At 70.3% G+C, this 19,277-nt stretch carries 17 protein-coding genes and 3 pseudogenes; 7 read left to right on the forward strand and 13 right to left on the reverse strand.

Annotation, left to right across the window (positions count from 1 at the left end; translation table 11 throughout):
- Positions 1 to 23 precede the first annotated feature (23 nt).
- Positions 24 to 1,370: a flavin-containing monooxygenase gene (locus ALI22I_RS10100; RefSeq protein WP_179118174.1), complete on the forward strand. Its 1,347-nt coding sequence runs from the start codon at positions 24 to 26 to the stop codon at positions 1,368 to 1,370.
- Positions 1,367 to 2,770 carry an aldehyde dehydrogenase family protein gene (locus tag ALI22I_RS10105; RefSeq protein ID WP_077005190.1) on the forward strand — a complete coding sequence of 468 codons (1,404 nt, stop codon included), beginning with the start codon at positions 1,367 to 1,369 and terminating at the stop codon, positions 2,768 to 2,770. The genes ALI22I_RS10100 and ALI22I_RS10105 overlap by 4 nt, the downstream gene beginning before the upstream one ends.
- 3 nt (positions 2,771 to 2,773) lie before the next feature.
- Here ALI22I_RS10105 and ALI22I_RS10110 read toward each other — a convergent pair whose 3' ends face one another.
- Both ALI22I_RS10110 and ALI22I_RS10115 read right to left on the reverse strand, forming a co-directional pair.
- Positions 2,774 to 3,847, reverse strand: coding sequence for an AraC family transcriptional regulator (locus tag ALI22I_RS10110; RefSeq protein ID WP_077005191.1), 1,074 nt, complete (start codon positions 3,845 to 3,847; stop codon positions 2,774 to 2,776).
- 89 nt (positions 3,848 to 3,936) lie between these two features.
- Positions 3,937 to 4,455, reverse strand: coding sequence for a hypothetical protein (locus ALI22I_RS10115; RefSeq protein WP_077005192.1), 519 nt, complete (start codon positions 4,453 to 4,455; stop codon positions 3,937 to 3,939).
- 211 nt (positions 4,456 to 4,666) lie between these two features.
- On the opposite strand from ALI22I_RS10115, the gene ALI22I_RS55510 reads away from it, so the two are divergent.
- Entirely contained in the window at positions 4,667 to 5,239 is a 573-nt protein-coding gene (locus tag ALI22I_RS55510; protein WP_083751610.1) for a glycoside hydrolase N-terminal domain-containing protein, read from the forward strand.
- A 69-nt stretch (positions 5,240 to 5,308) separates the two neighbouring features.
- Here the strand turns inward: ALI22I_RS55510 and ALI22I_RS55515 are convergent, their stop codons facing one another.
- The 4 genes and pseudogenes from ALI22I_RS55515 to ALI22I_RS10130 all read right to left on the reverse strand — a co-directional run bounded on the left by ALI22I_RS55515 (position 5,309) and on the right by ALI22I_RS10130 (position 8,739).
- Complete coding sequence (locus ALI22I_RS55515) at positions 5,309 to 6,763, reverse strand: helix-turn-helix transcriptional regulator (RefSeq protein ID WP_443216920.1); 1,455 nt, start codon at positions 6,761 to 6,763, stop codon at positions 5,309 to 5,311.
- A pseudogene (locus ALI22I_RS55520) lies at positions 6,746 to 7,525 on the reverse strand (tetratricopeptide repeat protein); the annotation flags it as partial. The pseudogene ALI22I_RS55520 and the gene ALI22I_RS55515, both read right to left, overlap by 18 nt.
- Before the next feature lie 84 nt (positions 7,526 to 7,609).
- Positions 7,610 to 8,113, reverse strand: a pseudogene (locus ALI22I_RS55525) (ATP-binding protein); the annotation flags it as partial.
- Complete coding sequence (locus tag ALI22I_RS10130; RefSeq protein WP_077005195.1) at positions 8,110 to 8,739, reverse strand: MBL fold metallo-hydrolase; 630 nt, start codon at positions 8,737 to 8,739, stop codon at positions 8,110 to 8,112. The pseudogene ALI22I_RS55525 and the gene ALI22I_RS10130, both read right to left, overlap by 4 nt.
- Positions 8,740 to 8,926: 187 nt before the next feature.
- Between ALI22I_RS10130 and ALI22I_RS10135 the strand changes: the two genes are divergently transcribed.
- Positions 8,927 to 10,081 carry a serine hydrolase domain-containing protein gene (locus tag ALI22I_RS10135; RefSeq protein WP_077005196.1) on the forward strand — a complete coding sequence of 385 codons (1,155 nt, stop codon included), beginning with the start codon at positions 8,927 to 8,929 and terminating at the stop codon, positions 10,079 to 10,081.
- Positions 10,082 to 10,087: 6 nt separating this feature from the next.
- Here the strand turns inward: ALI22I_RS10135 and ALI22I_RS50640 are convergent, their stop codons facing one another.
- Together ALI22I_RS50640 and ALI22I_RS10140 are read right to left on the reverse strand one after the other, a co-directional pair.
- On the reverse strand, positions 10,088 to 10,249 hold the full coding sequence (locus ALI22I_RS50640; protein ID WP_179118175.1) for a hypothetical protein: 162 nt from the start codon (positions 10,247 to 10,249) through the stop codon (positions 10,088 to 10,090).
- 10 nt (positions 10,250 to 10,259) lie between these two features.
- A complete protein-coding gene (locus ALI22I_RS10140; protein ID WP_238598260.1) occupies positions 10,260 to 10,457 on the reverse strand; it encodes a hypothetical protein in 198 nt (65 codons plus the stop codon).
- A 222-nt stretch (positions 10,458 to 10,679) separates the two neighbouring features.
- On the opposite strand from ALI22I_RS10140, the gene ALI22I_RS10145 reads away from it, so the two are divergent.
- From ALI22I_RS10145 to ALI22I_RS10155, 3 genes are read left to right on the forward strand one after another with little or no spacing between them, the layout of a single operon-like run.
- The gene (locus ALI22I_RS10145) at positions 10,680 to 11,075 is read left to right on the forward strand and encodes a GntR family transcriptional regulator (RefSeq protein ID WP_077005197.1); all 396 of its coding nucleotides are present in this window, start codon (positions 10,680 to 10,682) and stop codon (positions 11,073 to 11,075) included.
- Entirely contained in the window at positions 11,072 to 11,977 is a 906-nt protein-coding gene (locus tag ALI22I_RS10150) for an ABC transporter ATP-binding protein (protein ID WP_077005198.1), read from the forward strand. Before ALI22I_RS10145 ends, ALI22I_RS10150 begins: the two co-directional genes overlap by 4 nt.
- On the forward strand, positions 11,974 to 12,960 hold the full coding sequence (locus tag ALI22I_RS10155; RefSeq protein ID WP_077005199.1) for an ABC transporter permease subunit: 987 nt from the start codon (positions 11,974 to 11,976) through the stop codon (positions 12,958 to 12,960). Before ALI22I_RS10150 ends, ALI22I_RS10155 begins: the two co-directional genes overlap by 4 nt.
- Before the next feature lie 454 nt (positions 12,961 to 13,414).
- On the opposite strand, the pseudogene ALI22I_RS55530 reads toward ALI22I_RS10155, so the two are convergent.
- From ALI22I_RS55530 to ALI22I_RS10180, 5 genes and pseudogenes are all read right to left on the reverse strand, one after another.
- A pseudogene (locus ALI22I_RS55530) lies at positions 13,415 to 13,583 on the reverse strand (IS110 family transposase); the annotation flags it as partial.
- A 96-nt stretch (positions 13,584 to 13,679) separates the two neighbouring features.
- A complete protein-coding gene (locus tag ALI22I_RS10165) occupies positions 13,680 to 15,146 on the reverse strand; it encodes an arabinofuranosidase catalytic domain-containing protein (protein WP_077005200.1) in 1,467 nt (488 codons plus the stop codon).
- Positions 15,147 to 15,859: 713 nt separating this feature from the next.
- On the reverse strand, positions 15,860 to 16,741 hold the full coding sequence (locus ALI22I_RS50645; RefSeq protein ID WP_077005201.1) for a hypothetical protein: 882 nt from the start codon (positions 16,739 to 16,741) through the stop codon (positions 15,860 to 15,862).
- Positions 16,742 to 16,824: 83 nt separating this feature from the next.
- Positions 16,825 to 17,769: a hypothetical protein gene (locus ALI22I_RS10175; RefSeq protein ID WP_077005202.1), complete on the reverse strand. Its 945-nt coding sequence runs from the start codon at positions 17,767 to 17,769 to the stop codon at positions 16,825 to 16,827.
- A 542-nt stretch (positions 17,770 to 18,311) separates the two neighbouring features.
- On the reverse strand, positions 18,312 to 19,256 hold the full coding sequence (locus tag ALI22I_RS10180; RefSeq protein ID WP_077005203.1) for a carbohydrate kinase family protein: 945 nt from the start codon (positions 19,254 to 19,256) through the stop codon (positions 18,312 to 18,314).
- Positions 19,257 to 19,277 lie beyond the last annotated feature (21 nt).

The raw sequence follows: 19,277 nt of genomic DNA on the forward strand, positions 1-19,277 counted from the left end.
CCGTCGATCAGAAAGGCGGGTTCGTGGACGACACCCGGTACGACACGTGCGTGATCGGAGCCGGCCCGGCCGGGCTCGCGGTCGCGCGGGCACTGGCGGAACGGGACCTCCCGTACACGCACGTCGAACGGCACACCGCGCCCGGCGGCATCTGGGACATCGACAATCCCGGAAGCCCGATGTACGAGTCCGCCCACTTCATCTCCAGCAGGACCCGATCGGGCTTCGGCGGGTGGCCGATGCCCGACCACTTCCCGGACTACCCGTCGCACCGGCAGGTCCTGTCCTACCTGAGGTCGTTCGCCGACGCGTACGGACTGACCGGCCGCATCGAGTTCGGTACCGGGGTGCGCGCCGTCGCCAGGAATGCCGACGGCTCGTGGACGGTCACCAGGGGCGACGGGCGGGAGAGCGTTCACGGGCAGGTGGTGGTGTGCACCGGTGCGCAGTGGCATCCCAACATCCCCGAGCTGCCAGGGCGCTTCACCGGCGAGATCCGGCATGTGGTCGGCTACCGCGGCGAAGAAGCGCTGCGCGGCAAGCGGGTGCTCGTCGTGGGCGCCGGCAACTCCGGGTGCGACATCGCCTGCGACGCGGCGCGGGCGGCCGACCACGCGGTGATCAGCATGCGCCGCGGCTACTGGTTCATCCCCAAGCACGTGTTCGGACGTCCCGCGGACACACTGGCCGGCGCCGGGCCGAGAATGCCGATGTGGCTCGAGCAGAAGCTCTTCGGCGCGCTGCTGAGGATCCTCGACGGCGATCCCACCCGTCTGGGCCTGCCCAAGCCGGACCACAAGCTGTTCGAGACGCACCCCGCCATCAACTCCATGCTGATCCACCACCTGCGGCACGGGGACATCACGGCCAAACCCGGCATCACCCGCGTCGAGGGCAGGACCGTGCACTTCGCCGACGGCACCTCGGACGACTTCGACCTGATCCTCCTGGCGACCGGTTACCTGCACAAAGCGCCGGTGGCGCAGGAGTACTTCGGCGACGAGCAGCACCCCGAGCTGTACCTGTCGGTGTTCTCCCGCGAGTACGAGGGCCTGTTCGGCGTCGGTTTCGTGGAAACCAATTCCGGAGCCTACCGGCTCTTCGACACCCAGGCGCAGCTGATCGCCGGGTTCATCGAGGACAGTCGGCGTGGACTGCCCCAGGCCGAGCGGTTCACCCGCATGATCCGCGACGACCGCCCCGATCTCACCGCGGGTCTGAAATTCGTCGCCTCACCCCGCCACACCGGTTACGTCGACAGCGGCGCGTACCTGAGGTACGTCACGAAGGTCGCCAAGGCGATGAACTGGCCCACCGAGGGCAGGCCGCCGTCGGTGGCCGCCGCCCGGCACGAAGAGGTCGTGTCGTGACGACGCTGGAAGTCCGCAACCCCGCCACCGGCGAGCTGATCACCACGCTGCCCGCCACCAGCGCGGCCGAGGTCGCGCGGGCAGCCGGGCGGGCCCGGCTGGTGCACGAGAGCGGGATCTGGTCCCAGGCGCCGCCGCGCGAACGGGCGGCGGTCCTGTTGCGTCTCGCCGACCTGATGGAGCGCGACGCCGAGATCCTGGCGCGACTGGACAGCGAGGACGCCGGCAAGCCGATCACGGAGTGCCGCACCGGCGACGTGCCCGGCGCGATCGAGTCGATGCGCTGGTTCGCCGAGGCGGCGGACAAGGTTTTCGGCCGCGTCGCACCCACCGGCCCCGGGCACCTCGGGGTGATCACCCGTGAGCCCGTCGGGGTGGTCGCCGCCATCCTGCCGTGGAACTACCCCCTCGCCATGACCGCGTGGAAGGTCGGTCCCGCGCTCGCCGCAGGCAACTGCCTGCTGGCCAAGCCCGCCGAGGCGACGCCGCGTTCGGCGCTGCACCTGGCGTGCCTGGCCGAGGAAGCGGGGTTGCCCACCGGTGTGCTGACCGTGTTGCCGGGCCACGGCGAGGTGGCGGGCGCGGCACTCGCGCGTGATCCGGTGGTGGGAGCGCTGTCGTTCACCGGCTCGACCGCGACCGGCCGCGTCGTCCTCGCCGAGGCCGCGCGCACGAACTTCAAGCGCGTGTCCCTGGAGATGGGCGGCAAGAGCCCGCAGGTGCTGATGGCGGACGCGCTCGACTTCGGTGACGACCTCATCGACGACATGGTCGACGCCGCGTTCCTCACGGCGGGACAGAACTGCACGGCTGGTTCGCGCGTCCTGGTCCACCAGGAGATCGCCGACGAACTCCTGGTCCGGTTCGTCGCCGCTGCCCGTGCCCTGGTCATCGGCGACCCCGCCGAGCCCGAGACCCGGATCGGGCCGCTGATCAGCCACGACGCCAGGAGTCGCGTCGCGACGGCAGTGGAGGAGGCACGTGCGACCGGTGCGCGCGTCCACGCCGCTGACCTACCCGAAGACCTGCACCCCGGCGGCGCCTACTACCCGCCGACCGTCGTCACCGATGTTCCGGTGGAGGCGCGGCTGCTCACCAGCGAGCTGTTCGGGCCGGTCGTCAGCGTCCAGACCTTCGCCACGGAGGAAGAGGCGATCCGCATGGCCAATGCCACCGAGTACGGGCTGGCCGCCTCGGTGTGGACCAGGGACCTCGACGTCGCCTGGCGGTTGGCGCGCGGTGTCCAGGCAGGCGTCGTCTCCGTCAACTCCTACAGCGAGGGCGACATCACCACGCCCTTCGGCGGCTGGAAGCAGTCGGGGTTCGGTGGCGCGGAGAAGTCCACGACCGCGTTCGACCAGTGGACCAGGGAGAAGACGGTGTGGATCCGCACGCGGTGATCCTCAGACGGGTCCCTCCGGGTCGAGCACCGCTTCGCGCAGCTGCAGCGGCGTCACACCGTGCCATCGGCGTATCGCACGCCGGAGCGCGCGGACGTCGGAGAAGCCGACCCGGCGGGTGATGTCGGTCAGCGTCAGCTCCGGTTGGCGGATCAGCTGTTCGACCTGTTCGCGCCGCACGCCGTCGACGAGCGCCTCATAGGTCGTTCCGCACTCGGCGAGGCGCCGGCGCAACGTGCGTTCTCCGGTCGCGTGCCTGCGGGCTTGCTCGGCGAAGGTGGGGACGGTCGGCAGGCTCTGCGCGATCGAGATCTCCAGTACCTCCAGCAGATCCTGACGAGGGCGGCGGGACGCGGCCTGCGCGTCCAGGACCTCCAGCGTCGAGGCGTAGGTGACCGGGTCGCGGCCCGGCATCGCGGTGCGCGCCCACGCGGCTGGGAACACGAAAGCGTTGCGCGGAGCCGAGAAACGGACTGGACACCCGAACAGGTCTTCGAACGGGCCGGGGTCGCGCGGAGCGGGGAAGGTGAACTCCACCAGCCGTGGCCGGAACTCCGGGCCGAGCACCAGGCGGGTGACCGTGACAACGTTCGCGAACGCCTCGTCGACCAGGAAGGTGCCGACGGCGGGGTCCAGGGCCGGATCGGGCAGGTCGGCCCACAGCGTGAAGCCGGCGTCGCCCTGCCCGGCCGACCACACCACCATCGCCCCGGAGAGGTTCTGGAACCGCACACCTGTCTCGACGGCGTCCCTCAGGGTGTCGGCGGCCATGAGGGCGAACCCCATCAGGCCCCACGCGGTCGGGTGCTGCCTGGCTCCCACCCGCAGGCCCAGGTGTTCGTCCCCGGTCAGCTGCACGGCGCGGCGGATGACCTCGCTGCCCTGGCGGTAGGACACCCGCAGCTCGACGGACTGGAGCATCGTCTCGTCCAGGCCGACGCGGGCGAGCGTGGGCCGCAGGTCGGCGCCGAGCTCGTCGGACAGCGCGGTGAGGTAGCGCAGGATGATCGGTGGGATCGTGGCCGAGGTACTGCGATTGGTGGGGCGAGCAACAGTGTTCGCCGGCTCAGCGGACATCGCACGGGTCCTTTGTGATCGCTCTACTGCGGAAGGCGCGACCGGACCTCGTCGCCGGTCGCTCAGGTTGGTGATTCGGCCGTCGCGGCTCATCGCGCGCCTCGCACATCACGGAGCCGGCTCTCGTGCCGCACCGCCAGGCAGACCGCGCGGAACGCCGGCGTCCACTCGATCCCGCCGATGACCGGTGCGAAGAACCGCTGCCGGTGGTCGGTGTCGCTCATCGAGGTGATGGTGACGTACATGCTGCCGAACGCGGCGAAGAGGGCGGCGTTGCGCAGTAGCGCGATCGGCACGGACGGTAGCAGGTCGGAGGCAACGGGCGGTGCGCCGATCCACTGCTCCGCCGTCTCGGGCGTGATCACGATCAACCCCAGGACGATGAAGAACCCGAACAACGCCGGCCCGACCACGACCGCCCGGAGGAAGATCCTCACGGTCACCCACGCGGCGATCGTCACCCCGAGCGCGACGCCGAGCAACGTCCACCAATGGGTACCCTCGGTCTTTAGCGGCACGAGCCAAGCCAGGCCGGCGACGGTCATGAAAACCAGCGCGGGCAGCATCCGGCGTAGGATGTGGGAAACAAACCAGTAACCCTCGATCATGGTCGGAGTTCCTCTTCGGACGAACCAGCGTTCGGTCTGGCGTCCGATCCCACGGGATGCGGTGAACGGCGCGGCGCAGATGATGCCCGCTCATCCGAGGGCGGGGTAGTGGTGCGTCGAGGCTGCGAACCCACGCATAGTGAACCCATCGTATCTGGTTGCCTACATGATCGTGCTGCCGGCGTGGCAGGCGTGGAAATGGCCGTGAATGATGTGCGGCGGACGCCGTCGGCGGCGCGCGGAAGTGTCGGCTCCCGCGGGCGACTCCGCCGGCGGCGTGGGCGGGTCGGCAGCCTCTCCGCCTGGCCTTCACGCAGGATTCTTCGGAGGTCTCTCGTTCGCGCAAGATCCGCTCTTCACGGTCGTCCGGCACCACCGCGATCGGGACACCCTTCGACGGACTGTCCGGCATCGACTACGACCGTGCATCGGGCGCCTGCTGCGCCGGCCGCACATCGTCCGCAGTTGCTCCAGCCCCGCGACGCCTGAGCAGTTGCAGTTCAACGAGAAGTCCCTGTGGACCGGTGGTCCAGGTTCTGCGGGGTACAACTTCGGCAACTGGACCTCGCCGCGGCCCGGTGCGCTCGACGAAGTCGTCAACGCCATCAACCAGAACGGCTCGGCCGACCCGGCGTGGGTGGCGGGCAACCTGGGCCAGCCCAAGACCAACTTCGGCGCCTACCAGACCTTCGGCGACCTCCGTCTGGACATGGCCGGGCACGGCACCGGTTTCACCGGATACCGCCGGCTCTCGGAGGACGTGGAGATCCTCCCGTTCAACTGACACCACCCGATTCCGAATAACGTCCACTGTAGACAGCGGTGGCGAAGCGATACCGCACGCCGGAGTCACCTACGAGAGGGCGCGGGCGAGTTCGCGGCGGCCGCTGATGCCCAGTTTGGTGTAGATGCGGCCCAGGTGGTTTTCCACCGTTTTCGGTGTTACGAACAGTTCCTGGGCGATCTCGCGGTTCGCGCGGCCGGTCACCGCGAGGTCCGCGACGCGGCGTTCGCTCGCCGTCAGGGCCTGCACGCCGGCGAACATCAGTTTGCGCGGGCGGTCGCCCAAGGCCTCCAGGGCGGCCACCGCGCGGGTGCGCAATGCGATCGAGCCGCAGTCGGTGGCCAGGTCGATACCGTGGTGCAGTGGTTCGCGGGCCTCGCTGCGGCGTCCGGCCACGCGCAGCGCCTCGCCGAGGTCGACCAGTGCGCGAGCCAGGTGCAGCCGGGCGGGGGAGGACTCCAGGATCGCCACGGACTCGGCGAGCAGGTCGAGCCGGTCGTCGGGGTCGGCGTGCGCGAGGACCCGCAGCGCGGCACCGACCTCGGTCGGCGTGTTCCACTTCCGCGCCACGGCGACGAGTTCGCCGGCCAGGGCGCGTGCCTCGTGCTGCTCGCCGAGCAGCAGCAGCGCCCGCACCGCCGGAGCCCGCCAGGAGATCGTCGGCGGGTCCACCCCGACCGCGTCCAGCAGGTCGCGTTGCCCGAACGCCTCGGCGCGCGCCAGTTCCGGGTTGCCCCGGGCCAGCGCGACCCCGGCGCGCGGCTCGTGCAGCCAGATCGTGGGGATCACCCGGGGCACGTCGAAGTGCTCGGCGTCGAACCGCTCGAGCAGGGCCGCAGCTCCGTCGACGTCACCGCGTTCGAGCGCGCTGTAGGCGCCGAAGTGGGTCGCGGTGGCGCGCAGGGCGATCACGTGCGGCACGGGGTCCTCCTGGGAGACCGCAGCCAGCACGCCCTCCGTCTCCGCCTCCACGAAGGCGAGGTTGCCCAACTGCCAGTTCAGGAAGATCGCCGGGCTGCACACCATCGCGAACTCGACGGGCGAGCCGCGCCGGTGCACCCGCTGCTTGGCCCGGTCGATCTCGCGCCGGGCGTCGTCGAAGCCGTCGGCGGAGATCAATGCCACCAGGGCCACCACCCAGGCCACCATCGCGTCGGTGCTGCCGGCGCAGTCCTCGAAGTAGGCGCCGCCCGCCAGCGCCCGCCGGGCCGTGGCCGCGACCTCCTCGGCGGGCCACACCTCGTAGCGGCCGGTCTGGGCCAGCAGTCCGAGCAGGGTGCGCTCGTCCGGGGTGATTCCGGGTAGGTTGGCATAACCGCGCAGGTGCGCGGACGCCGCTTGCCGCTGTTCGGGCAGGAACGACCTGATCACGGCCAGCCGTGCCTCCAGGTGCATCCGGCCGGCTTCCCGTGCGCCGGCCGGCCGGGCAGCGATCGCCCGGGTCAGCTCGTCGATCGCGGCCTGCGGGCCGTCCACGACCGCGGTGGCCGACGCGGCGGCCGCGACCAGTTCGGCGTCGGGCATCCCGGCCGCGGCCTCCCGCAGCTGAACCCGGGCCTCGCGCGCGTTGCCGGTGCGCAGCAGCGCACGACCCCACTCGGCGCGCACCGCCGCGTCGTCCGGGCGTTCACCGACCGCGCGCTCCAGGTAGGCGGCGGCCGTGGCGCCGTCCCCGGCGGCCAGCAGCGCCACCGCCGCCTGGCGCAACACGTCCACGGCGTCTGGCAGGGTGCCCCGGGGCGCGTGCATCAGGTGCGCGGCGACGCGGTCCGCCGGCGCACGGGCCGCGCTGAGTTCTGCGGCGGCGCGGGCGTGCAGCGCGGCGCGCGACATCGGCCCGAGGTCGGCCAGGACTGCCTCGCGCACCACCGGGTGCAGGAACGTGAGGTGGTCGGCGTCGTCGGCGATGACGTGCGCGGCGACCAGCGCCTCGGCCGCCGCCGGCAGGTCCGCGACGTCCACCTCGGCCACCGTTCCGGTCAGCCACGGGTTGCCGCCGGGGCCCAGCACGGCGGCGGCCCTGGCCAGCCGGACCGCGTCGGCGGGCAGCCGGCCCAGCGTGGCCCGGACCACCGTGCTCGGACCCAGCCCACCGATCTTCTCCGCCGTCGCGGCTTGGTCCAGCGGCAGCCCGAGGGTGTCCAGCTCGTCGAGCAGGACCGTCACGAGGAACGGGTTGCCGCCGGTGGCGTCGTGCAGCGCGGTGACCACGTCGGGGTCCGGCGGCCCGCCGCGTGCCGCCGCCAGCGCGGTCAGCGCCTCGCGGGTCAGCGGGCGGGGCAGCATGCGCTCGGCGTGCCGCGAGTCGCTCAACTGGGCCAGCGGCCCGGAGTTCTCCGGGGGCCGGGTGGCCACGACCAGCGCGATCGGCAGGTCCGAGATCCGTCGGGACAGGTAGACCAGGAACTGCAGCGAGGGCAGGTCGGCCCAGTGCGCGTCGTCCACCGTGATCAGCAGCGGCCGGGTGGCGGACAGGTCGACCGCCACCCACCACAACGCGTGCAGCGTGCGGGCCAGTTCGGCTTCGCTCGGGTCCGCGGCGGCGCCGTCGAGCGCGGCCAGTGCCGCACCGGGCGGCCCGGCCAGGATCGCGTCGCGCACCTCGCCGCGGTAGCGGGAGACCGACCGTTCGACCATCTGGCGGACGACGCCCCAGGGCATCGCGCTCTCCAGCGCGTCGCCGATGGCCTGCAGGCGGCCGAAACCCCGTTGCTTGGCCATCTCCCGGCAGTCGCGCACCAGCTGGGTCTTGCCGATGCCCGCCGTGCCCTCGATGACGACGATCCGGCCCTCGCCCCGGGTGGCGCTGTCCAGCGCGGCGGCGATCCGCCCCAGCTCCCGGTCCCGTTCGAGGGTGTGGTCCGCGCGGCTCATCCGACCAGTCGGCGCAGCCGGTCGGGGGCGCGCAGCGGTCTGCCGTGCCCGAACAGGACGAGCCGGGGCCGCAGCTCGGCCAGCCGGCGCATCGACTCGCGGTTGCGCTCGCGGTCCCAGGTGAGGAAGTCCGGCGGTCCGGAGACCCGCGCCAGCCGGAAGAACACGTCCCCGCAGATCAGGACGCCGTCGTGGTCGCGCCAGAGGGCGATGTGACCGGGGGAGTGGCCGGGGACGTCCAGCACGGTGAACCCGGCGACCTCGTCACCTTCCCGCAGTCCCCGCGTGACCGGGTGCGGGTCGGGCATCTTCATGTGTGACAGCAGTTTCGGCAGCCGGCCGGGCGCGGTGACCGGGGTCGCGGTCTCGATCGCCTCGATGTCGCGCTGCCCGGCCCACAGCGGCAGGTCGAACTCGTCGCACAGGGCGTGGCTGGAACCGAAGTGGTCGGGGTGGGCGTGCGTGACGACGTGCGCGCTGATCTCCCGGCCGCGCAGCCGGCGCGAGATCCGGCGGCGGGCGGCGCGTGTGCCGGCGTCGACCAGTACGTCCTCGACCAGGTAGGCGTTGATCATGTGGGGTGGGCGGCCCAGCAGTTGGTGGACACCCGGTGCCAGCGGTCGCATCCGAAAATCGTAGCGGCCGGGACCGGCTGGGCGCTTTCACCGAATCGTGGGGGGTGCGGTGGGACCCCCCACGATTCGCGCGCCGGGATGTGAGGGGTCGTCCCTCATGCCCTGGGGGTGGGCGCGGGTCGAAGGTTGTCCCAGCGCCGGCGCACCGGGCCGGGGCGGACTTCCAGGGGAGGAAGAGATGAGGAAGGCGAGCATGATCGCGGCTGCGGTCGCGGCGATCACCCTCGGGGGGACGGGCACGGCGGGGGCCGACATCGCCACGCCGCTGGTGGACGTCGACACCGCCAAGGTGGCGCAGTCCCTGCAGGCCGCGCTGGGGAGCGGGGCCACCGTCGGGTACGGCTTCGCGATCACCGAGAACGGCAAGCTGGTGCAGACGGGGGCGGCCGGCAAGGCACGGGTCGACACGGGCGTCGCGTTCACGCCGTTCACCCGCATCGAGATCGCGAGCTCGACCAAGAACATCGTCGCGGCGGCGCTGCTCAAGCTCACCGAGGCGGCGGGGCTCACGCCGGAGGCCAAGATCTGGCCGTACCTGCCGCCGGACATGCGCGAGGGCGCCGACCCGTCGTGGCAGAACGTGAAGATCAAGCACATCCTGGGGCACCAGTCCGGGCTCGGCCAGCTCTGGCAGAACTCGTCCGGCGTGGAGCGCAAGAAGATGACCGGGCTGTACGCGGGCATCAAGTACACGATGACCAAGCCGGTCACGCCGAACGAGGCCAAGGAGGGCTACGCCTACGAGAACCTGAACTACGACGTCGCACGGGTGGTCATCTCGCGGCTGTGGCGGCTGACCGACCCCGACCGGGGCCTGCCGGACTGGATCGGGTCGACCTCGCCGCCGTGGACGCTGCACTACGTCAACGAGCAGCTGCTCGCCCCCGCCGGCATCCCGTGGACGACGTGCCTGGCGGAGAACCCCGACACCGAGGGGCGGGCCTACAACCGGCTGAACACCGCCATCGGCGGGTCGCTGTTCGAGATGTCGGGCTTGGACTTCGAGGCGTGCGCGAGCCACCGGGGCCTGCGGATGTCGGCCGTCGAGCTGGTCCGCTGGCAGGTGTACCTGCGCTACGGCACCATCGTCTCGCCGACTGTGCGCCAGTGGATGGACACCCTGGGCCTGGGCTGGCGCCCGTACGACTACCTGCCCGCCGGCGGCTACGCCCACGGCGGTCGGGTCCACGACGAGGACGGCCGGGCGGTCCGCACGTGCCACGGCAAGTTCGCGGGCAACGTGGAGGTGTCGCTGGTGGTCAACAGCTGGATCGGTCCCAACGACACCCACCCGTGTGAAACGGTGGCCAACGCGGTGAAGGGCGCCAGCTGATCCAGGTTACTGAGACCGGACGATGTGGCCCTCGGTCAACAACGGTCCCGCCGCGGTCGCGACCTCGTCGGTGGGCTGGCCGAGCTGGCCGACACCTTCGCGCCGGTGGGTCGGACGGATGTCGCGCAGGCGCTGGCCGACGGGGTCAAGTGGCCGTTCACCGTCCACCAGGGCACCACTATCGCGGCGCTGCTGACCGCCGCGCTGGCCGGTCCGCAGGCTCGTAGCGGAGCGGGCTTGTCAGTTGCCGCCGAAGGATTGCGTTCTCGTGCCGCAGCACGAGTAGTTCGGCGTCCTTCGCCGGCTCGCTGCGCAGCAGCACCGACGGGACGGACAGCAGCTCCCGGATCACCCTGTACAGCAGGGACACGATCACCCGGACACGCTCTCAACTCATTGGTGCCGCTGCTCTACCAGCGGCGATGGCTTTCGAGCGGCACAGGGTCGAGCGGGTTGTCGTGCAGGCAGCCGACGCGTGCCGCTGCCCCTCCACGCCCGACGGTGGGCTCGGATCCCCTGCCGCACTCGACGCGTCTGCTTGCCGACAGGCGATTTTTACTGTTTTACTATGTCACTAGTAAAGCAGTGGGAGGGGTTCATGTTCGTCTTCCGGATCGACAACCGCTCGGGTGTGCCGCCCTATCTCCAACTCGTCCAGCAGGTGCGTCAAGCCGTGCTGCTGGGCTTCCTGCGGCAAGGTGACCGGCTGCCCTTGATCCGCGAGGTGGCCGAGACCTTGGCGATCAACCCGAACACGGTCGCCAAGGCGTACCGGCAGTTGGAGCAGGAGGATCTCGTCACCGGTCGCCCCGGGCAGGGCACGTTCGTCAACGAGGCGCCGACGGCGGGGATGTCCGCCGCGACGTACACCTCGTTGCGGCGCGGTCTGGAGACCTGGTTGAACCGGGCCCACGCCGCCGGGCTGGACGAGCAGGCGGTCAACGCGCTCTTCACTGCTGTCGTCAACCGAGCGAAGAATGAGAACATCGCATGACAACAACCGAGTACGCGCTCCGAACCGACGGTTTGGGCAAGCGCTACCGTCGGACGTGGGCGCTGCGCGACTGCACCCTGTCCGTGCCGACCGGCCGGGTGATCGCTCTGGTCGGCCCCAACGGTGCGGGCAAGAGCACGCTGCTGCGCCTGGTGGTGGGGTTGCTCGCGCCGACGTCCGGCACCGTGGAGGTGCTTGGCCAGTCCCCGGCCGCCAATACCCCGCAGGTGCTGTCCCGCATCGGGTTCCTCGCCCAGGAGCACCCGCTCTACAAGCACTTCACCGTCGCGGACCTGCTCCACATGGGCCGCTCCTGCAACCTGCGCTTCGACCAGGGCCTCGCCGAACGGCGGCTGGCGCAACTGGACATCCCGCTGGACCGCAAGGCCGGTGCCCTCTCCGGCGGCCAACAAGCCCAGGTGGCACTGGCATTGGCGTTGGCCAAGCGGCCGGACCTGCTCGTCCTGGACGAGCCGATGGCCAGCCTCGACCCCGTCGCCCGACTCGAATTCCTCCAGGCCCTGATGGGCGCGGTCGCCGCCGACGGCATGACCGTCCTGTTCTCGTCCCACGTCGTGCCCGAGTTGGAGCGCGTCTGCGACCACCTGATCGTGCTCAACCACAGCCGGGTCACGCTCGCCGGGGACATCGAGACGCTGTTGGCCGAGCACCGGCTGCTCGTCGGTCCGCGCACGACCGCCGATCTCGACAAGGCGGGCACGGTCGTCGAGGCCTCCCACAGCGACCGGCACACCACGCTGCTGGTGCGCGATGGCGGCGGGCCGACCGCGCCCGGCTGGCAGGCCAACCCGATCGGGCTGGAAGACCTGGTGCTGGCCTACCTGCGTCGCCCGACCCGGCACGACGTCGAGGCACCGGCCTTCTCGGAGGTGCCGGCATGACGTGGCTGGCCTGGCGGCAACATCGCGCCGAAGTGTTCACGCTGAGCCTGCTGGTGGCGGCGATCGGCCTCTTCCTGCTCGTGGCCGGGTCGTCGATGCGCTCCCTGTTCCCCGACGGTGCCGCGGCCTGCGCGGGCGGGCTGACCGACGGTTCCGACGCGTGCTCGACCGCTATCAGGCGGTTGAACGAGGAGCACGGGTACGCGTCCAAGATGCTGTCCCTGCTCAACCTGGTGCCGTTCCTGATCGGCGCGTTTCTCGGCGCGCCGTTGGTGGCCCGCGAACTGGAAGCCGGCACCTGGCAGTTCGCCTGGACCCAGGCGGTGCCGAGGATGCGCTGGCTGGCGGTCAAACTCGGTGCCCTGGGCGCGCTGACCGCGACGCTCGCCGTCGCGCTCACGGCGTCGATCACCTGGTACCGGCAGCCGTTGGACGTGCTCAACAGCCGGTTCACGACCGACGCGTTCGACCTGGAAGGGCTCGTTCCGGCGGGGTACGCGCTGTTCGCGTTCGCCGCCGCCACGGCGGCGGGCGCGGTGCTGCGGCGCAGCCTGCCCGCGCTCGCGGTCGCGCTCGGCGCCTACCTCGCCGTCCGCGTCGTCGTGGCGGGTTGGTTGCGCCCGAACGTCCAGGCGCCGCGGAGCATCATGGAACGCGTGGCCGCCGACGATGCGACTCTCGACGCCGGAGGTTCCCGGATATCGACAGGTGACCGCGCCGACTGGATCATTGCGTCGGGCTACGCGGATCCGTCGGGCCGTCACCTCTCGGTCTACGAGGCCGTGGAGATGGATGTCGCGGCACGGGCCGCCGGAGTGGATTTCAGTGCGTACATGCACGAGCGCGGTATCCAGCAATGGGTCCTGTACCACCCGGCCGATCGCTTCTGGATGTTCCAACTCATCGAGGCGGCCATCTTCGTCGGCCTCGCGGCAGCCCTGCTCGCACTCGTCGTGTGGCGGATCAAACGCCGCGTTTTTTGAGCGCACCGTGCTCACCAGCCATGCGCACCCATCGCAGTGAGGTGCTGGTCGCCGGGCTCGACGAAACCGGGACAAGCTGGCGATGCCATGCCAGGGTGGAACGCGCCGAAGTGGCCGTCCGGGCGTGGCTTGCGGACGCGGGCACACCAGGGTCAGGCCTGCACAGGGGCTTTTGGGGTGCGGCGGAGCTTCGTGCAGATGGCCAGGGCGAGGGAAGCGAGAGTGACGTGGCGGTGCCGGCCGGTCCACGAGACGAGGACCGCGGCAACGCGGTGGAGATCCGGTTCCCCGAGAGAGTCGCCCTGTTCCGTCCCGACCGCTCGATCGAGTGATCGCGGCGGTGGACGGCCGCAGCGCAGATGACGAGATGGTAGCGGGTCCGGTGCACGGCACCGGAGAAACACCCGGCTGACGGAGAGGGCGTCGCCGATCTCCAGGCGGCGGCGGCGAGCGGGGCCGCGTCGGCGATCACCAACGCAGCCCGCTCGCCGGTCTTCACGCGGCCTGGGTACAGGTCGGCGATCGGGCGCATGACAAGGCCCGGTAGGTAGGCGACCTGGCACCCGGCGTCGGGGCCACCGCGACCCGGCAGTTCCGACGGTCGCGGCCTGTCCGAGCACGACCGGGCCCGACAGCGGTGCCGCCGCTGTCGGGCGCCAGGCCCGTGGTGACATCGCCGGCCGGTCGGGAGGGGAACGAAGCCCGGCGACGGGATCCGGTCAACCGCGCAGGCCCCATCGTTGGTTCACGCCGCCGTGGCACGACCAAAGGATGATCTTCGTGCCGGCGGCCGTCCCGGCGCCGTCGGCGTCCAGGCACAGGCCGGACTGCACACCGGTGATGGTGCCGTTCGAGTTGACGTTCCACTGCTGGTTTGCCTGGCCGTTGCAGTCCCAGATGATCACCTGGGTGCCATTGCTGGTGCCCTGACCGTTGGCGTCGAGGCACTTGCTGCCGTAGATCTGGAGCCTTCGGTCGGACGTGTAGGTCCAGCGCTGCCGGTCGACGCTTTGGCAGTCCGCCAACTGCACCTGGAGCCCGTTGGCGGTGGAGCCGTTCGGCACTTCGATGCACCGGTTGGACTGGCTGCCCACGACCTGGACGTTCTGCCGTGGGTTGCCGTCGCCGGGTGGGGCATACCCAGCAGCCGCGATGTTGGCCTGTACGGCCTCCTCGGTGGCGTTCGACGGGTAGCCGGAGGTCAGGACGCCTTCGTAGAACGTACCGGCGCCGGAGACGCTGTTGTCGCCGCCGATGCCCAGCAGGATCGCCCCCTCCTTCTTCATCGGGTGGTAGCCGGCGGGGCGTGGCCCGTCGAACACGGTCGTCAAGCCACCCGACTGCGCGTTCCCGCTCCGGATCGCCCAGTGGTTCGACTCGCCCTTGACGATCGCCGTCACGAAGCGGTGGTTGATGGGCGGGTTCCGGTTGTACCCCGCGTTCACGCCGGAGAACAGGCCCCACTCCAGATCGGCCATGACCCAGGGACCTGCGCCGTCCCCGTAACCCCACTGCCGGTTGGCACCGAAGTAGACGGTCTCCATGATGGCGCGCTCGTCGGCCTCGCCGTCGGTCTGCGCATTGCCGTAGTCGAAGCAGCACCACTGGTTGTAGTGGGTGCCGTCGACGACGGCGTAGATGCCCTCGGGCTGGTCGCCGGTCGCGACGCCGTTGGTCCGGTTGTTGCGGTAACCGGTGCCGGGCGAGATGTAGACGCCGTAGGCCTTCTGTCCACCGACGGTGACCGGGGCGGCCGTCGCGACGGCGAGGTTGTCCCACCCACCGGGAAGCGGGCCGGGCCAGTGGCCTGGGGGCGCCTGCGTGAGGTGGTTACCCCGGCCGCTCTGGTCGTAGATGATGCTGATGAGGCAGGTCGCGCCGGCGCAGAACGAGTCCTGGGTGGCGGCATTGGCCACACCGCCCGCACTGAGCACGCCGACGTCCCGCGTGGTGTTGTCCGAGGACCGCTTGACTTGGTACAGCGCACCGTTGTACGCGCCGTACAGCGCCCGGGTCGTGCTGTGCGCGGCCACGCACGGTGTGCCGCCCGAGGCGTAGATGTCACACGGTCCGGATGCGGCGGCCTGGGCGCTCGGTGCGTCGGGAAGCACGGCCGGTCCGGCTGTGATGGCGAGTACGAATGTAGTTGCGACGGCCGCCGTGAGGCGGCCTGATCGGCTTCTCATACCAATCTATGCCTTTCGTGTGCACCACGGCGGGGATGCCCGCCGTGTCCGGAAGCCCTGCCGTGGCCCCGGATCGGCTTCTCGGAATCAGGTTGGGACGAATCGGCACCGCCGGTCGGCACGCCCGATGGGTGGACCATCGCACGACGTCGGTGCGGTCGTTGGTCGCCCGGACGCCGATGTCGGTATCGGGCCGCTGCCACGCCGGGTGACGATGGAGTGGGCCGTGGTCTTGCAAGCCGTGTCGCCGATGTCGAGGTGTGCCTGGGTCGGTCTGGACAGCAGGCGTCCATGGAGTCCTCCAGAAGAGGGAGGAAGGCGCGGGATCGGCGATAAACCGTATCGAACCGGTTCGCGTGAGCCTAGGCATGATCGCGAAAGCTGTCAACGGTGCAGATGGGCGTTCCGGGATCACCCCAGCTTTGTACTGTGCCGGACACTGCGACGATGCCGTTGATGCGAGTCGAATCGGTTCGACTGTCATGCAACCGCTCAAGCTCGGCCACAGGGTGGCCGCGTCGACCATCCGCCGTGTGCTCAGGCGGCTGCGGATACCGCCCGCGCCGATTCCGGAACACCGAGACCTCCTGGCGGCGGTTCCTGCGTGCTCAGGCCACGAGCATGTTGGCGTGCGACTTCTTCCATGTCGACTGCGCCGTCACGCTCAAGCGCGTCTACGTGTTCGTCGTGATCGAGGACGCCACCCGCTACGTCTACATCCTCGGCACCACCACCAACCCCGACGGAGCCTGGACCACCCAGCAAGCCCGTAACCTGCTCATGGATATCGACGACCGAGCCGATAGCTTTCGGTTCCCGAACAGTTCGGTGAACCAGCGCACCGCGAGGAGATGGCCGAGGCTGTCGGTCTCCAGCACCCGGCGCAACGGTTCGCCGAGGCGGTAGGTGAAGCTCAGTCCGCTCGGGGGGAACGGTTGGTCGATCTCGCGGCCGCATCCCGCACACACCACGGGCGGCGGAAGTGCTCCCATTGGCAGCCAGGAGCGTGCGCCGCCCGCCGTGCATTCCACGGGTGCGCCGCGCACCAGCAGGTGTCGACGCTCGGCCCACTGCACCCAGCGCGATGCCGCCTCGGCGTCTCCGCCGAGCGCGGTGCGGAACTCCGCGAACGCCAAGTCGCGCCCCTCTCCAGCGGGGGCGATGGCCGGATCATCCCGGCCCAGGTCCCGGGCCGCCTGCTCCAGCACGGCGTTGTCGACGTTGTCGACACCGAGAGCACGCAGCTGTTTGTGGGTGTGGGTCCACCGCTTCTTCCACCACGACATGCCGCTGCGTTCCCCGAGCCGGTAGAGCAGGTCGATCAGTGGTGGGTGCAGTAGCCATCCCACCTCGTCGATCGAGCCCAGCGAGTGGAGCAGCGTCACCGCGGCAAGCCCCGGTTCGGAGGGCTTGGCCGGCAGACCTCGGCTTCGGGCGACAGCGGCCAGGCAAGTCCACGACGGCGGCCATGCCACCTCGATGCTGTCACCCCGGCGCAGCTGCCCCAGGCTCGCCTGGGCTGCGCCACCGCGGAAGGAACGCCCGAACCGAGGGCCGCGCATCGTGCCGTCGGCGGGCAGTGGGCGATCGCGCACACGCACATCGATAATCACATCCGAGCCTTTGGTCGCCCACCGCAACGGCCGCAGAACGTCCAGGTCGGAGTCTCCCAGCGGACTCAGGCGTGCGCGCCCGGATGTCCAGAAGCCGACCTGGGTTCCGGGGCGGCCGGGTGCCGGCCGAAGGTCAGCAGATCCTCATGTGCCGCGACCACGATGCGCGGATCGTCGCCTGCCAACTCCTCAAGCCGGGACGAGGGAACGGATGCGCTCGTCAGGTGGCATTTGCCGCCCGCGAAGCCGAACATCGTGGCCCTGCCGGGCTCACTGAGCATGCGCAGAGCCTCGAGGGTGAGTTCCGGCAGCGGGATGCCGATCGGCAGCACCCTGCTGTCGCCGTGCGCCGCTCGCAGGTTCCATAGCAACGCCAGATCCTCGACGGAGCCGGGGGACACCGCGACGATGATGTTGGGGCCTGCCGCGCGCCGCGCCGGGAAACGGGACGGAAACGTCTTGCTGTGTCCGAAGAACCCGGTATCGGGCTCCATCCCGTACGCCAGGTGGAAGTTGCTGAGTTCGCGGGGTTTGATCCGGTCGTGCTTCTCCAGCCGGGCCACGAGATCGGACAGGGATCCGGTGGTCGACACGCCCTCGACCGGGAACAGTTCCTCGAACGCCAGATCGGCTCGGAGGAAGTCCGCTTCGAGTCGTTTGGGATCGGGTGAGACCGGTAGCGTGCCGAGGACGGCGGTGTAGACGGGACGCCACGGGTCGTCAGCGGCCAGTTCGACCACCTGCACCGGGCGCGGCCAGTCCGCGGGGCCTTCGCCCGAGACGGCGACCACCATGGGGGTATCCCAGGTCCTGGTCTGCTCGACACGCGGCGGGGTGGTGATGTCGACATCGGCTGTCACGTGGTCGACGGCCTCGGTGAGCAGCAGTTGGTTGTAGGTTTCGGGGATCCGTCCGTGCTCGACTGGAATCAGCGGGCGGCAGGCTCCACCCCAGACCTGGCACAACTGCTCGATTCGAGCCAGGACGCCTGGGAGATCGCCGCTGTCCACTGCCCACGCTGACCGGATCGGTCGCAGCCAGGTGGAAACCTCGTGCGGCCGTCCAGGAGCTCATCGTCGAGAAGTCCGCGCACCGCAGCAGGCTCTCACAACGCCCAGGCGACTGCCGTGTCCGACCCGCCCGCCGGCTCCACTGCGTCCTTCCCAACCTCGATACTTCCGGACCTCAAGGCACGGTGGCGGGAGACGCAGGGCAGGTGGCTTGCTTCTCTCGGCCAAGCGAGAGCCACCACCACGGCGGACGCCAGACCTTCAAGGTCGAGAACAGCGAAGTACTGGCCCGGATGACCAGTGAACGCATCGGGCGAGACATGTACCGCATTCATCCTCGGTGAAGGACTGGCCGTGCACGGCGAAGAAGCCGCAGGCCGATGCCAAAGTCGACTCCTGGTCGCGGGGCGTCGACCTTGACGATCACACAGCGGACCTGATTACAAACTCCGCCGCGCATCCGGATCCGGCACAGTCAGTTGATCACGCAACCATGGACAGAGTCGCTCGATTGACAGACCCGGACCTCGCCTCTGTCGAGGTCAGAAGATCGCGGGACGGGGGTTGGTGGGGAGCAGTTCGTCGAACCACGGTGGGTCTGCTCCGGGGCGGGTGCAGGTGAGGGCGGCGACGCGTTGGGCGTAGGCGAGGATTTCGGTTAGTTCGGGTTCGGTCAGTGCCGCTACACCGGTTCGGGTCAGCAGGTCTTTCCGGTCGAGGGCCGCCAGTAGTCCGGCCATGAAGGCGTCTCCCGCTCCGACGGTGTCGGCGAGGTCGACGGGCACGGCGGGCAGGTCGATCCGGCCGGCCGGGCCGGAGGCGTGCACGCCCTCCGCGCCACGGGTGACGACGACGAGAGTCGGCCCCATCTCGTGCCACTCGGCCACGACGTCGGCGAAGGGGCGGTCCGGGGCTATCCAGCGCAGGTCGTCGGCGCTGACCTTGACCACGTCCGCCATCCCGAGCCAGCGTCGCAGCCGGGCGCGCACCGCGTTGTCGTCGTTGACCAGGGAAGGGCGGATGTTGGGGTCGAAGGTGACCACGCGGTGCGGGTGTTCTCGGGACAGCAGGGTTTCGAACGCCGCGGCCATCGGCTCGACGGCCAGGGCAAAGGAGCCGCCCACGTGCAGTGCCGCGTGCGACGGGAGGACGGTCGGCAGGTCGGCCACCTGCCAGCCGCCGTCGGCGCAGCCGTCGATGTAGAACGAGTAGTCGGCCGCGCCTTCCCGGTCGACGTCCACGACAGCGAGCGTCGTCGGGGCGGTGGACCGCACCACGTAGCCGAGGTCGACGTTGGAGGTCTCCAGGTGGGCGCGCAGCAGTGCGCCCAGGCGGTCGTCGGCCAGCCGTGCCAGCAGGGCGCTCGGGGTGCCGAGCCTGCCGAGACCGACGGCGGTGTTGGCGGGGCTGCCACCGGGAAGGGGACGGTAGCCGCCGGCGTGGTCGGGCACGAGGTCGACGAGGGCCTCGCCACCAACGATGATCATCTCGTGTTCCTTGTCGGGGAA

The organism is Saccharothrix sp. ALI-22-I, assembly GCF_001984175.1.
GTDB lineage: Bacteria > Actinomycetota > Actinomycetes > Mycobacteriales > Pseudonocardiaceae > Actinosynnema.